Annotated in this window: 9 protein-coding genes and 1 rRNA gene; 5 read left to right on the forward strand and 5 right to left on the reverse strand. The window is 61.5% G+C overall.

Annotation, left to right across the window (positions count from 1 at the left end; all coding sequences use genetic code 11):
* The 5 genes from rrf to aceK form a co-directional block, all read left to right on the forward strand.
* Positions 1–87: ribosomal RNA gene (gene rrf, locus ITX55_RS10815) — 5S ribosomal RNA — on the forward strand; the annotation flags it as partial.
* A 381-nt stretch (positions 88–468) separates the two neighbouring features.
* Complete coding sequence (metA, locus tag ITX55_RS10820) at positions 469–1,398, forward strand: homoserine O-succinyltransferase (protein ID WP_033651194.1); 930 nt, start codon at positions 469–471, stop codon at positions 1,396–1,398.
* A gap of 374 nt (positions 1,399–1,772) precedes the next feature.
* Positions 1,773–3,371: a malate synthase A gene (aceB, locus tag ITX55_RS10825; protein ID WP_223085044.1), complete on the forward strand. Its 1,599-nt coding sequence runs from the start codon at positions 1,773–1,775 to the stop codon at positions 3,369–3,371.
* A 41-nt stretch (positions 3,372–3,412) separates the two neighbouring features.
* Positions 3,413–4,720, forward strand: coding sequence for an isocitrate lyase (aceA, locus tag ITX55_RS10830; protein WP_033639246.1), 1,308 nt, complete (start codon positions 3,413–3,415; stop codon positions 4,718–4,720).
* Between the two features lie 69 nt (positions 4,721–4,789).
* Positions 4,790–6,544 (forward strand): bifunctional isocitrate dehydrogenase kinase/phosphatase, encoded by a 1,755-nt coding sequence (aceK, locus tag ITX55_RS10835; RefSeq protein ID WP_033651196.1) that lies wholly within the window; start codon positions 4,790–4,792, stop codon positions 6,542–6,544.
* Position 6,545: 1 nt separating this feature from the next.
* On the opposite strand, the gene ITX55_RS10840 is transcribed toward aceK, so the two are convergent.
* The 5 genes from ITX55_RS10840 to iclR all read right to left on the reverse strand — a co-directional run bounded on the left by ITX55_RS10840 (position 6,546) and on the right by iclR (position 12,111).
* Positions 6,546–7,187 carry a bifunctional 4-hydroxy-2-oxoglutarate aldolase/2-dehydro-3-deoxy-phosphogluconate aldolase gene (locus ITX55_RS10840; RefSeq protein WP_025304481.1) on the reverse strand — a complete coding sequence of 214 codons (642 nt, stop codon included), beginning with the start codon at positions 7,185–7,187 and terminating at the stop codon, positions 6,546–6,548.
* Between the two features lie 54 nt (positions 7,188–7,241).
* A complete protein-coding gene (edd, locus tag ITX55_RS10845) occupies positions 7,242–9,056 on the reverse strand; it encodes a phosphogluconate dehydratase (RefSeq protein WP_060448003.1) in 1,815 nt (604 codons plus the stop codon).
* A 98-nt stretch (positions 9,057–9,154) separates the two neighbouring features.
* Positions 9,155–10,492 (reverse strand): gluconate transporter, encoded by a 1,338-nt coding sequence (gene gntU / locus ITX55_RS10850; protein ID WP_223085046.1) that lies wholly within the window; start codon positions 10,490–10,492, stop codon positions 9,155–9,157.
* A complete protein-coding gene (gntK, locus tag ITX55_RS10855) occupies positions 10,489–11,028 on the reverse strand; it encodes a gluconokinase (RefSeq protein WP_004936645.1) in 540 nt (179 codons plus the stop codon). The genes gntU and gntK overlap by 4 nt, the downstream gene beginning before the upstream one ends.
* 252 nt (positions 11,029–11,280) lie before the next feature.
* Positions 11,281–12,111 carry a glyoxylate bypass operon transcriptional repressor IclR gene (gene iclR, locus ITX55_RS10860; RefSeq protein ID WP_004936648.1) on the reverse strand — a complete coding sequence of 277 codons (831 nt, stop codon included), beginning with the start codon at positions 12,109–12,111 and terminating at the stop codon, positions 11,281–11,283.
* Positions 12,112–12,185 lie beyond the last annotated feature (74 nt).

Consider the following 12,185-nt stretch of genomic DNA (forward strand, 5'->3'; position numbering starts at 1 on the left):
TGACCCCATGCCGAACTCAGAAGTGAAACGCCGTAGCGCCGATGGTAGTGTGGGGTCTCCCCATGCGAGAGTAGGACACTGCCAGGCATCAAATAAAGCAAAAAGCCTCATGCGAAAGCATGGGGCTTTTTGTTTTGTCTGTTATCTGGCGTTCTGCTCGAGCATGGGCATGCGAAAGGCCCGTCGGGAACGGGCCTTAACGCCGCTTACGGCGGCCCCGCAGGGGAGAGTCTCAGGATGAGACGAATACTGTAGGACACTGCCAGGCATCAAATAAGCCAAGAGGCCATCCGAAAGGATGGCCTTTTTGCTTTCAGTACCTCTCATCCTCCCTGCCAAGATCCTGACGCCGCTCGCGCAATGAAACATTTTCACCTTTCCGCTGAACGCTCGACATCGACGGAAAAAAACGCTATCTTCGGGCATCTAGAAGTCTAAACGTATAAATGGATGTGTGAGGGTTAAGCAATGCCGATTCGTGTTCCTGATGAGTTACCTGCGGTCAATTTCTTGCGCGGTGAGAATGTCTTCGTGATGACATCCTCGCGGGCAAAAACACAGGAAATCAGGCCGCTGAAAGTGCTGATCCTCAACCTGATGCCAAAGAAGATCGAAACGGAAAACCAGTTTTTGCGCCTGCTGTCCAACTCGCCGCTGCAGATTGATATCCAGCTGCTGCGTATCGATAGCCGTGAATCGAAGAACACGCCGGCCGAGCATCTGAACAACTTCTACTGCGACTTCGAGGATATCCAGAATGAGAACTTCGATGGCCTGATCGTCACCGGCGCGCCGCTGGGGCTGGTTGATTTCTGCGATGTTGCCTACTGGCCGCAGATCGAGCGCGTGATCGACTGGGCCAAGCATCACGTTACCTCCACGCTGTTCGTGTGCTGGGCGGTACAGGCGGCGTTGAACATCCTGTACGGCATTCCCAAGATGACGCGCGAGGTGAAACTCTCCGGGGTTTATCCGCACCAAACGCTGCAGCAGCATGCGTTGCTGACGCGCGGCTTCGACGAAAGCTTCCTGGCGCCGCATTCACGCTATGCCGATTTCCCGACCGAGGTGATTCGCCAATATACCGACCTGGACATCCTGGCCGAATCCGAGCAGGCCGGCGCCTACCTGTTCGCCAGCAGGGATAAGCGCCTGGCGTTCGTCACCGGCCATCCGGAATACGATACAATGACGCTGGCGGGAGAGTATTGTCGCGACAACGAAGCTGGCCTCGATCCTGCCGTACCGCTCAACTACTTCCCCGATGACAACCCCGCACTGACACCGAAAGCCACCTGGCGCAGCCATGGCCACCTGCTGTTTTCCAATTGGCTCAACTATTACGTCTACCAGATCACGCCTTACGATCTGCGCCATATGAATCCGACTCTCGACTGATCTTTTCTGCCTGCCGGCGGCTGAATCGAGGCCGCCGCACTGCTCATCCTCTGCACGATCCTCTTTTTACCCGTCAATTCTCCCAAAAAACCATTGCCTAACAACGCGTTAGTCCGTCTTTGCAATTCTATTGGAACCGATTTCCTTACCTGCTTACCGTGTTATTTATCCTAACCAATTGATAATAAAGTGTTAATAAAATATTTAATAATAAAATGGAAATGGTTTTTGATTTTTATTTTTTGTTGGGTATTCTTAACGCTATCGGGATGAGATCTGACCAGTTTAGGATCGTTTCATCCGCCCTGATCCACAGTGATTTCTGATGAAAATGCGCCGATCGCTCGGGCGCAATGATGGGAAGGAGCAAGGTCATGACGCAACAGATAGCAGGCACGGAGTTAAGGTTTACCCAGGGTTTCGCCGCTGCGGAGCGCCAGGTATTAACGGATGAAGCGGTTGAATTCCTGGCGGAACTGGTGGGGAAATTCACGCCGCGGCGCAATGAGCTGCTGGCGGCGCGTGCCCGCTGGCAGCAAAATATCGATCGCGGCGAGCTGCCTGGATTTATTTCGGAAACCAATTCCATTCGTGAAGGCGACTGGCAGATCCGCGGCATTCCGCAAGACCTGCGCGATCGCCGGGTCGAGATCACCGGGCCGGTAGAACGCAAGATGGTGATCAATGCGCTTAACGCCAACGTAAAAGTGTTTATGGCGGACTTCGAAGACTCCCTGGCGCCAAGCTGGGATAAAGTCATCGACGGTCAAATCAACCTGCACGATGCGGTTAACGGCACCATCTCCTACACCAATGAAGCCGGCAAGATCTACCAGCTGAAACCGAATCCGGCGGTGTTGATCGCTCGCGTGCGCGGCCTGCATTTGCCGGAAAAACACGTGCTGTGGCGTGATGAAGCCATTCCCGGCGGCCTGTTCGATTTCGCGCTGTATTTTTATCACAACTATCGCCAGCTGTTGGCCAAGGGCAGCGGCCCGTATTTCTACCTGCCGAAAACCCAGTCCTGGGAGGAAGCGGCCTGGTGGAGCGATGTCTTCAGCTTTACCGAGGATCGTTTCGATCTGCCGCGCGGCACCATCAAGGCGACCGTGCTGATCGAAACTCTGCCGGCGGTGTTCCAGATGGACGAGATCCTGTATCACCTGCGCGATCACATCGTCGGTCTGAACTGCGGCCGCTGGGATTACATCTTCAGCTACATCAAAACGCTGAAGAACCACGGCGATCGCGTGCTGCCGGATCGTCAGTCGGTAACCATGGAAAAACCTTTCCTCAGCGCCTATTCGCGCCTGTTGATCAAAACCTGTCATAAGCGCGGCGCGTTCGCCATGGGCGGCATGGCGGCGTTTATCCCGAGCAAAGACGCCGAGAAAAACGCCTGGGTGCTGAATAAGGTGCGGGCGGACAAAGAGCTGGAGGCCAACAATGGCCACGACGGCACCTGGGTGGCGCACCCGGGCTTGGCGGACACGGTGATGGAGGTGTTCGGCAACGCATTGGGCGATCGTCAAAATCAGCTGGACGTGCTGCGTGAGCAGGATGCGCCGATCAGCGCCGCCCAACTGCTGGCGCCGTGCGACGGTGAACGCACCGAAGCGGGGATGCGCGCCAATATCCGCGTGGCGGTGCAGTACATCGAAGCCTGGATCTCCGGCAACGGCTGCGTGCCGATTTACGGTTTGATGGAAGATGCGGCGACGGCGGAGATCTCCCGTACGTCTATCTGGCAGTGGATCCACCACGAGAAGAGCCTGAACGACGGGCGCCCGGTCACCAAGGCGCTGTTCCGCCAGATGTTGCAAGAAGAGATGTTGGTGGTGCGTGAAGAAGTAGGGGAAGCGCGCTTTAACGCCGGCCGGTTCGAAGAGGCGGCGCGCCTGATGGAGCGCATCACCACGCAAGATGAATTAATCGATTTCCTGACGTTGCCCGGCTATGAGCTGCTGGCCTGAACTTTCCCAATCAACCCTACATGACTGAAAGGATAAAAATTATGTCTACCTCTCGCTCTCAACAGATCCAGCAGCTGGAACAGGAATGGAAATCGGCCCGTTGGGAAGGCATCACTCGCCCTTACAGCGCCGAAGACGTGATCAATCTGCGCGGTTCGGTCAACCCGGAATGCACCCTGGCGCAAAACGGCGCCGCCAAACTGTGGGCGTTGCTGAACGGCAAGGCGCGCAAAGGCTACGTGAACTGCCTGGGCGCGCTGACCGGCGGCCAGGCGCTGCAGCAGGCCAAAGCCGGCGTCGAGGCTATCTACTTGTCCGGTTGGCAGGTGGCGGCCGACGCCAACAGCGCAGCGGCCATGTACCCTGACCAATCGCTGTATCCGGTGGACTCGGTGCCGAAGGTGGTCGAGCGCATCAACAACACCTTCCGCCGCGCCGATCAGATCCAATGGGCGAACCAGATTGAGCCGGGCAGCAAAGGCTACACCGATTACTTCCTGCCGATCGTCGCCGATGCGGAAGCCGGCTTCGGCGGCGTGTTGAACGCCTTTGAGCTGATGAAAGCGATGATTACCGCCGGGGCCGCCGGGGTGCACTTCGAAGATCAGCTGGCGGCGGTGAAGAAATGCGGCCATATGGGCGGCAAAGTGCTGGTGCCGACGCAAGAAGCGATCCAGAAACTGGTCGCCGCGCGCCTGGCGGCCGACGTGCTTGGCGTGCCGACGCTGGTGATCGCCCGTACCGACGCCGATGCGGCCGACCTGCTGACCTCTGACTGCGATCCGTATGACAGCGCCTTCGTCACCGGCGAGCGCACGGCGGAAGGCTTCTTCCGCACCCATGCCGGCGTCGAGCAGGCGATCAGCCGCGGTCTGGCTTATGCCCCTTACGCCGATATGGTGTGGTGCGAAACCTCAACGCCGGATCTGGATGCCGCCCAGCGCTTCGCCGACGCCATCCACGCCAAATACCCTGGCAAGCTGCTGGCCTACAACTGCTCGCCGTCGTTCAACTGGAAGAAGAACCTCGACGACCAGACCATCGCCCGCTTCCAGCAGGCGCTGTCGGACATGGGCTACAAGTATCAGTTCATCACGCTGGCGGGCATCCACAGCATGTGGTTCAACATGTTCGACCTGGCGCACGCCTATGCGCAGGGCGAAGGGATGAAACACTACGTCGAGAAGGTGCAGCAGGCGGAGTTCGCCGCGGTGGAGCGCGGTTACACCTTCGCGTCGCACCAGCAAGAGGTGGGCACTGGCTACTTCGACAAGGTCACCACCATCATTCAGGGCGGCGCCTCTTCGGTCACTGCGCTGACCGGTTCGACGGAAGAACAGCAGTTCTGATGCGGCAAGCTTGAAGACGTTTCACCCGGAGCCTGCATGCGCAGGCTTCTTTTTCTGGCGGGGGTAAGGATGGCGGCAAAACTGGAGTTGTTGATCGCACAGACGATCCTGCAGGGCTTCGATGCGCAGTACGGCCGCTTTCTGGAAGTGACCGCCGGCGCGCAGCAGCGCTTTGAGCAGGCGGACTGGCCGGCGGTGCAGCAGGCGATGAAAAAGCGCATCCATCTGTACGACCATCACGTCGGTCTGGTGGTGGAGCAGCTTAAATGCATCACCGGGCAGAAATATTTCGACGCCGACTTCCCCAGCCGGGTCAAAGCGGTCTATATCGATCTGCTGCCGGACTACCCGCGTTTTGAGATCGCCGAAAGCTTCTTCAACTCGGTCTATTGCCGGTTGTTCAAGCATCGCGATCTGACGCCGGACAAGCTGTTCGTCTTCAGTTCGCAGCCGGAACGGCGTTTTCGCGACATTCCGCGTCCGCTGGCGCGCGATTTTACCCCCAATGGCGATCTGCCGGCGATGCTGCGCAGCGTATTGAGCGATCTGCCGCTGCGGTTGCCGTGGGAGGATCTGACACGCGATATTCGCTACATCACTCAGGCGCTGCAACGCGCCTTCAGCCCACAGCAACTGACGGGGGCGACCTTCCAGATCGCCAACGAGCTGTTCTATCGCAACAAGGCCGCCTGGCTGGTCGGCAAGTTGCGCCTGGCCGACGGCGTTTACCCGTTCCTGTTGCCGATTCACCACAGCGAATCGGGCGCGCTGTTTATCGACGCCTGCCTGACCGGCAAGGCCGAGGCCAGCATCGTCTTCGGTTTCGCCCGCTCTTATTTCATGGTCTACGCACCGCTGCCGGCGGCGATGGTGGAGTGGCTGCGCGAGATCCTGCCGGGCAAGACCACCGCCGAGCTGTACATGGCGATCGGCTGCCAAAAACACGGCAAAACCGAATGCTATCGCGAATACCTGACCTTTATGGCGCACTCACAGGAACAGTTCATCATCGCGCCGGGCGTGAAAGGCATGGTGATGCTGGTGTTCACCCTGCCGTCCTTCGATCGGGTGTTTAAAGTGATCAAGGATGAGTTCGCCCCGCAGAAAGAGGTGACGCAGGCGCAGGTGATGGCTTGCTATCAGCTGGTGAAAGAGCACGATCGCGTCGGGCGCATGGCGGATACTCAGGAGTACGAAAATTTCGTCGTCGACAAGGCGCGTCTCAGCCCTGAGCTATTGGCGGAGCTGCGGCGTGAAGTGCCGGGCAAGCTGGAAGATCTCGGCGATCGCATCGTGATCAAACATCTGTATATGGAACGGCGCATGACGCCGCTGAACCTGTATCTGGAGCAGGCCAACGACCAGCAAATGCGCGATGCGATTGAAGAGTACGGCAACGCGATCAAGCAGTTGGCCGCCGCCAATATTTTCCCCGGCGATATGCTGTTCAAGAACTTCGGCGTGACGCGCCACGGGCGTGTGGTGTTCTACGACTACGACGAGATTTGCTACATGACCGAGGTCAACTTCCGCGACATTCCGCCGCCGCGTTATCCGGAGGACGAGCTGGCCAGCGAGCCGTGGTACAGCATCGCGCCCAACGATGTGTTCCCGGAAGAGTTCCGCCACTTCCTGTGCGGCGATCGGCGCATTCGGCAGGTGTTTGAAGAGTTGCACAGCGATCTGTTTACCGCGGAGTATTGGCGCGGGTTGCAGCAGCGCATCCGCGAGGGGCATGTGGAAGACGTGTTCGCTTATCGCAAGAAGCAGCGGTTCAGCCAGCGCAGCGGGGCGGCGCTGCCGGCCGCCACCGCTGCGATGTAAATCAGGCCTGGGCGCCCGCGACGGCGGCGCGCGCCAGTTCGGTAATGCGCGCGTAGTCGCCGCTTTCGAGCGCGTCCGCTGGCACCAGCCAGGAGCCGCCGATGCACAGCACGCTTTTCAGCGCCAGATAACTGCGGTAATTGTCCGGCGAGATGCCGCCGGTCGGGCAGAAACGCACCTGCGGGAATGGGCCGCCGATCGCCTGCAGCGCTTTTACGCCGCCGTTGGCTTCCGCCGGGAAGAATTTAAATTCGCGCAGGCCGTAATCCATGCCCTGCATCAGCTCGGAAACGGTGCTGATGCCCGGTATAAGGGGAATGGAACCGGCGGTGGCGGCTTTGAGCAGCTCGTCGGTCAACCCCGGGCTGATGGCGAACTGCGCGCCGGCCTCGGTCACTTCCCGCAGCTGCTGCGGATTGATCACCGTACCGGCGCCGATGATCGCTTCCGGCACCTCTTGGGCGATGGCGCGAATGGCGTCCATGGCGCAGGCGGTGCGCAGCGTCACCTCCAGCACCCGCACGCCGCCGGCGACCAGCGCTTTCGCCAACGGCACCGCATGTTCCAGCTTGTTGATCACGATGACCGGCACCACCGGCCCCGCCGTCAGGATCTGCTCGGCGCTTGTTGTCCACTTGTTCATGCTGACGTTCTCCTCTGTGGCCGCCGCCAGGCGGCGATGCGGCCAGGCTATCGATTAAAATTTGATGCAGCAGGCGCCCTGCTCGGCGCCTGACAGCTGGCTGCGCAGCGCGCCGAACAGCTCGCGGCCGCAGCCGATGTGTTCGGCGCTCAGATCGGGTTGGCAAGGCGTGCGCCGCGCCAACTCGTCAGCGTCGACCAGCACCTGCAGCTCGCCGCTGCGGCCGTTGACGCGGATCGGATCGCCGTCGCGCACTTTCGCCAGCAGGCCGCCGGTATAGGCTTCCGGGGTGACGTGAATGGCGGAAGGCACCTTGCCGGAGGCGCCGGACAGGCGGCCGTCGGTCACCAGCGCCACTTTGAAGCCGCGATCCATCAACACGCCCAGCGGCGGCATCAGCTTATGCAGCTCCGGCATGCCGTTGGCCTGCGGCCCCTGGAAGCGCACCACCACCACGCAATCGCGATCCAGCTTGCCGGCTTCGAACGCCGGCACGATATCGTGCTGGCTGTCGAACACCACCGCCGGCGCTTCGATGATCTGGTTATCGGCGGGCACCGCCGAGGTTTTCATCACCGCGCGGCCCAGATTGCCGGCCATCACTTTGGTGCCGCCATGATGTTCGAACGGCTGGGCCACGCTGGCGATCACGCTGGCGTCGAGCGAGCCGGCCACGCCTTCGCGCCATACCAATTGGCCGTTGTCCAGCCACGGTTCCTGGGTGTAGCGGCGCAGGCCGAAACCGGCCACGGTGTGCACGTCTTCGTGCAGCAGGCCGTGTTGCAGCAGTTCGCGCACCACCAGCGGCACGCCGCCGGCGGCCTGGAATTGGTTGATGTCGGCCGGGCCGTTCGGGTAGATGCGGCACAGCAGCGGCACCGCCTCCGACAGCTCCGAGAAATCGTCCCAGGTGATGATGATACCCGCCGCCCGCGCCATCGCCACCAGATGCATGGTCAGGTTGGTGGAGCCGCCGGTGGCCAGCAGCGAGACGATGCCGTTCACCACCACTTTCTCGTCCACCAGGCGGCCGATCGGCAGGTAGTTGCCGGCGGTATCGGTCAGTCGGGTCACCTGGCGCGCGGCGGCGTCGTTCAGCGCGTCGCGCAGCGGCGTGTCCGGATGGACGAAGGAGGCGCCCGGCAGATGCAGACCCATCACTTCCATCACCATCTGGTTGGTGTTGGCGGTGCCGTAGAAGGTGCAGGTGCCGATGCCGTGATAAGAGGCCGCCTCGGCCTCCAGCAGCGCCAAACGGTCGGCCTTGCCCTCGGCGTACAGCTGGCGCACGCGCACTTTTTCCTTGTTCGGCAGGCCGCTGCTCATCGGGCCGGCCGGCACGAACAGCGCGGGCAGGTGGCCGAAGGAGAGGGCGGCCATCACCAGCCCCGGCACGATCTTGTCGCAGATGCCGAGGAACAGCGCGCCGTCGAACATATTGTGCGACAGGCCGACGGCGGCCGACATGGCGATCACGTCGCGGCTCATCAGCGACAGCTCCATGCCGTCCTGCCCCTGCGTCACCCCGTCGCACATCGCCGGCACGCCGCCGGCCACCTGGCCCACGGCGCCGACCGCCTTCAGCGCCTGCTTCAGCCGCTGCGGGTAGTGTTCGTACGGCTGGTGGGCCGACAGCATGTCATTGTAAGCGGTGATGATGGCGATATCGCTGCGCACCATGTTTTTCAGCGACGCCTTGTCATCGGGCTGACAGGCGGCGAAGCCGTGGGCCAGGTTGCCGCAGGCGAGCTGCGCGCGGTGGACGGTTTGGGCGCGGGCCGCCTCGATACGCGCCAGATAGGCGGCGCGGCTGGCCTGGGAGCGGTCGATGATGCGCTGTGTGACACGGGACAAGGTTGGATTAATCATGCCTTCCTCACATTGCTGTTGTTATAGTCGCCGCCTGTGGCGGTGCCCCCGGGGGTGATTTGCAGCCCTGGTGTGCAAGGCCGGGGGCGATTTAGGATTTAAAACATCGTGAATGCAATCATGCCGATGGCGCCGCCGACGCTGCCCAGAATGGTTTCCATCACCGTCCAGGTTTTCAGCGTTTGCAGTTCGTTGGCGCCGGTGAATTTGCCGAACAGCCAGAAGCCGGCGTCGTTGACGTGGCTCAGCACGATGGAGCCGCCGGCGATGCAGATGGCCAGCGCGGCCAGTTGCCCGCCGTTCAGACCGAGCTGACTGGTGACCGGCAGCACCAGACCGACGGTGGTCAGGCAGGCGACGGTGGCCGAGCCCTGAATCACCCGCACCATGGCGGACAGCGCGAAGGCGGCCACGGCGATCGGCAGGCCGGCGCCGATCATGGCGTCACCCAACGCCGACCCTACGCCGGAATCCACCAGGATCTGCTTGAACACCCCGCCGGCGCCGGTCATCAGCAGGATGATCCCGGCCGGCTGCACCGCAGCGGAACAGATGGCCAGGGTCTGTTCGTTGCTCATGCCGCGCGGCTTCGCCAGACCGTAAATCACGATCAGGCAGGCCAGCAGGATGGCGGTGAACGGGTGGCCGATAAACTCCAGCCACTGCTGCAGCTGCGAGCCGGGGGTGACCAGCCGCGCGCCGATGGTTTTCATGCCGACCAGCACCAGCGGGCACAGCACCAGCGCCAGGCTGAAGCCGAACGACGGCAGATTGCCCTTGGTCAGCGTCGGCTCATTCTCTTCCGGCGGCATCGGCCAGTTGACGAAACGGCTGATAAAGCTGCCGTACAGCGGGCCGGCGATCAGCATGCCGATCACCGCCGCCACCAGGCCGATGGCGATCATCCAGCCGAAATCGGCCTTCATCTGCGACGCCAGCAGCATCGGCACCGGCCCCGGCAGCAGGAAGGAGGCGGCGGCGGCCACGCCGGCGAACAGCGGGATGGCCAGCTTGACGATATTGCCGTCGGTGCGGCGCGCCACGGCGAACACGATGCCGATCAGCAGCACCACCGCCACGTCGAAGAACAGCGGCAGCGCGCAGATCAGCCCGGCGATGCCGAGCGCGTAGTGCGCCTTGCTTTGTCCGAATCGTTTCAGCAATTGCGCCGCAATTTGGTCGAGCGCGCCGACCTCATGCAGGATCTTGCCGAACATCGCCCCGAGCGCCACTACGATCGCCAGGAAGCCCAGCGTGTCACCCATGCCTTTTTGCATGGTGTCGGCGATGTGTTCCAGCGGCATGCCGGAGAAAATGCCGGCGGCGATGGACACCAGCATCAGCGCGACGAAGGCGTGCATGCGCGCCTTCATCACCAGGAATAACAGCAGTAAAACCGAGCCGACTGCGGTACCGACCAGCGTTACGGTACTCACGCGCACACGTCCTGCGGCAGGAAGCTCTGGATATGGCGCACGGTATCGGCGATCACCGCGTCCAGCGGCTGATTGATGTCGATCGCCATCACGTCGTTCTCGTCGGCGCCCGGTTGCTCCAGCGCGGCGAATTGGGTGACCAGCATCTGCGGCTTGAAGAAGTGGCCGTTGCGCGCCGCCAGGCGGGATTCGATCACCGGGAACTCACCGTGCAGATAGATGAATGACAGGTTGCCGTTGCCGGCGCGCAGGCGGTCGCGATACTGCTTTTTCAACGCCGAACAGACGATGATCGACACGTTGTTGGTGCGCTGCATGGCGAAGGCGGCGTCATTGAGCGCGGCCAGCCACGGGGCGCGATCGTCATCGTTCAACGCTTCCCCGGCGGCCATCTTCAGGATATTGCTGCGCGGGTGCAGGAAGTCGCCGTCGAGGAAGCCGGCGGAGAGTTGGCGGGCCGCGGCGGCGGCGACGGCGGACTTGCCGCTGCCGGAAACGCCCATAACGACGTAAATGCGATTTTGATTGTTGGTCATGGCTTGGCTCCAAAACACCGGGTGACGTTACCTTCATTCAGCTTGATTGTTACCGGTAACATGTTATCGGTAACATTGTCGAAGGAAGTTTGAGCGGTTGCAATGGGCTTTCGCCGTGAGGATCGTTAACTGTGATCGGCTTCAAGCTTTTTTCCTGTGCGCTAAACAGGATGCCGACAGCCTGTTACATGCTGACAACAGAGCATGGCAGGGGAGCAGGGGCGCACTGGGGCGCCCCTCGGATGAGCGGGATTAGCGCACGCCGCCGTAGGCCAGGCTGATCTCTTTCGCCGCGTGGATCACCAGCGCGCCCAGCTCGATCACGCGATCGTCGGTGATGCGCGACACCGGGCCGGAGATGGAAATGGCGGCGAAGGCTTCGCGGTGCTCGTCGAAGATGCAGGCCGCCACGCAGCGCAGGCCGAGCGCGTGCTCTTCGTCGTCAAAGGAAAAGCCCTGTTTGCGGATCTGCGCCAGCCCCTCTTTCAGGTTGTGCGGCGTCAGGGTATGCGGCGTGTAGGTGTGCATGCCTTTCTTGTGCAGCAGTTTGGTCACCTGATCGTCCGGCAGGGTGGCGAGGAACGCTTTGCCGGCACCGGAGGCGTGCATCGGCAGTTTGCCGCCGATCGGCGCCGACATGCGCATCAGCGCCGTGCACTGCACCTGATCGATGATGATCGCCTGGTACTCGCTGGTATCCAGCACCGCCAGGTTGACGGTTTCGCCGGACTCCTCCATCAGGCGGCGCAGCGTCGGATGCACCATCGCCAGCAGGTTGCGGCTTTGCAGGAAGCTGCTGCCGACCACAAAGGCGTGCGAGCCGATGGTCCACAGGCCGAGATCGCCGACCTGGCGCACGAATCCCTGCTGCTGCATGGTGGTGAGCAGGCGGTGAGTGGTGGAGTTCGGCAGGCCGGCCTGCTGGGCCAGATCGGTCAGCGCCACGTTGCCCTGGGCTTCCGAAATGTATTCCAACAGTTTCAGGCCACGGGTCAACGATTGTACCTGACCGGTCGCCGCACTGGCGGCGGGGGCTGCTGCGCGGGGCTTCTTACCGCGCTTGGCGGGAGCAGGAGTGGCCATGGGTGAGATTCCTTTTTCCGTATGATGGAATTCATTTTCGTTTTTTGTCGATGAATTGCAAGCCGCCGTCAGCT

Source organism: Serratia sp. EWG9, assembly GCF_019913725.1.
In the GTDB taxonomy this organism is placed as follows: Bacteria; Pseudomonadota; Gammaproteobacteria; order Enterobacterales; family Enterobacteriaceae; genus Serratia; species Serratia ureilytica.

Bases quoted from the DNA above. Each gene is read 5' to 3' on its own strand.
- metA (WP_033651194.1), top strand. From the start codon at position 469: ATGCCGATTCGTGTTCCTGATGAGTTACCTGCGGTCAATTTCTTGCGC.
- aceB (WP_223085044.1), top strand. From the start codon at position 1,773: ATGACGCAACAGATAGCAGGCACGGAGTTAAGGTTTACCCAGGGTTTC.
- aceA (WP_033639246.1), top strand. From the start codon at position 3,413: ATGTCTACCTCTCGCTCTCAACAGATCCAGCAGCTGGAACAGGAATGG.
- aceK (WP_033651196.1), top strand. From the start codon at position 4,790: ATGGCGGCAAAACTGGAGTTGTTGATCGCACAGACGATCCTGCAGGGC.
- ITX55_RS10840 (WP_025304481.1), bottom strand. From the start codon at position 7,187: ATGAACAAGTGGACAACAAGCGCCGAGCAGATCCTGACGGCGGGGCCG.
- edd (WP_060448003.1), bottom strand. From the start codon at position 9,056: ATGATTAATCCAACCTTGTCCCGTGTCACACAGCGCATCATCGACCGC.
- gntK (WP_004936645.1), bottom strand. From the start codon at position 11,028: ATGACCAACAATCAAAATCGCATTTACGTCGTTATGGGCGTTTCCGGC.
- iclR (WP_004936648.1), bottom strand. From the start codon at position 12,111: ATGGCCACTCCTGCTCCCGCCAAGCGCGGTAAGAAGCCCCGCGCAGCA.